Here is a 1,331-nt window from a genome sequence, read left to right as displayed (position 1 = left end):
CCGTGGGCTCGGCCAACCCGGTGAACAGGGTCACGGGCGGCCCTGAGCGCCCGGGGGCGACGAGGAGGGGGGCGAAGGTCAGGTCGCCCGATGCGATCTTGACGATCGGGATCCCGAGCTCCGACACGAGGAAGTCCAGACCCGCCACATCGAACGCGGTCGACAGGAACTGGATGCCCCGCGACTCGCAGCGATCGCGGAGACTGCGGAACTCCTCGTGCGTGAGCTCGAGTTGACGGAGCAGATCGTGCTGCGACCGGCGATCGTCATCGGAGGCGCGCTGATAGTCGGCGAGGGCCGCACTCTCGAGCGCCAGGTTGTCGGCCGAGAAGGTCTGGAACTTCACCGCGTCGGCGCCGGCGGATGCCGCCAGGTCGACGAGTTCCTCCGCCGTGGCGAGGGATCCGTTGTGATTCACGCCTGCTTCGGCGATGACGAACACAGATTCAGTCATTCTCCCGATACCTCCTCGATGTCATGGAACTTCTTGCGCGGCGGCCTCGGTATCGAGGCGTCGCGGAGCGTCGCGGTCGTGCGCGCCGCGAACCCGGGCGTGCCGAAGATCGCCGCGTCCGGGCCGGGTGCCTCACCCGCGATCGCTGCGCGCAGCGCATCGGCGATGGCGCCACGCGTCGGCACCGGCGAGCGCACGCTGGACGCGAGCGGACGGCCCTTCTGTCGATCGCCGATGAGGACGGACGGGATGCCGAGCACCGGCGCCTCGAGCACCGTGCTGGATGAGTTGCCGGCGACGACGGCGGCCGACGCCATCGCGCTGAGGTACCCCAGCTGCCCGAAGGACTCCACGAAGTCGACGCGGTCGGGATTCGCCGCGACGAAGTCGGCGATGCGCTGGCGGACGTCCGCGGTTCCGATGTCCGAGTTCGAGCCCGTGATCACGATGTGGAGGTGGTCGACGTCCAGCAGTGCGGAGAGGAGCTCGTCGAGCAGGACCTCAGGAGCGTCGACGTCCATCACCGCCGGGTGGAAGGTCACCAGCGCATACGGGGAGTTCAGACGGATGCCGAACCGCTGTGCGACCGCCTCACGCGGAAGGAGTTGCAGCGCGTCCAGCGCGTCGACGATCGGAGCTCCGTGGAAGTGGACGCGCCCGGGCTCCTCCCCCAGCTGGATCACGCGGCGACGATGCTGCTCGGTCGAGGCGAAATGAAGGTACGACATCTTGGTGATCGAATGGCGGAGCGCGTCATCCATGGCACCCTCGGTGAGCTCTCCGCCATGCACGTGAGCGACCGGTACCGAGAGGATCGTGGCCGCGGTCGCCGCGGCGAACGCCTCGAGCCGATCGCCCAGCACCACGAGGACGTCGG

Annotated in this window: 2 protein-coding genes; both read right to left on the bottom strand. The window is 68.7% G+C overall.

Annotated elements, in window-relative coordinates; translation table 11 throughout:
- Window positions 1-454: N-acetylneuraminate synthase family protein (locus J7E68_RS17100; protein ID WP_215174615.1), on the bottom strand; the 454-nt coding region annotated here is incomplete at its 3' end.
- On the bottom strand, window positions 451-1,331 hold an 881-nt coding region (gene neuC, locus J7E68_RS17095), incomplete at its 5' end, for a UDP-N-acetylglucosamine 2-epimerase (RefSeq protein ID WP_215174613.1). The genes J7E68_RS17100 and neuC, both read right to left, overlap by 4 nt.

It is taken from the genome of Microbacterium sp. ISL-103 (assembly GCF_018613995.1).
Classification (GTDB): Bacteria; Actinomycetota; Actinomycetes; order Actinomycetales; family Microbacteriaceae; genus Microbacterium.
The sequence above is the reverse complement of the archived record's forward strand: the minus strand, read 5'-3'. Positions and strand labels throughout refer to the sequence as shown.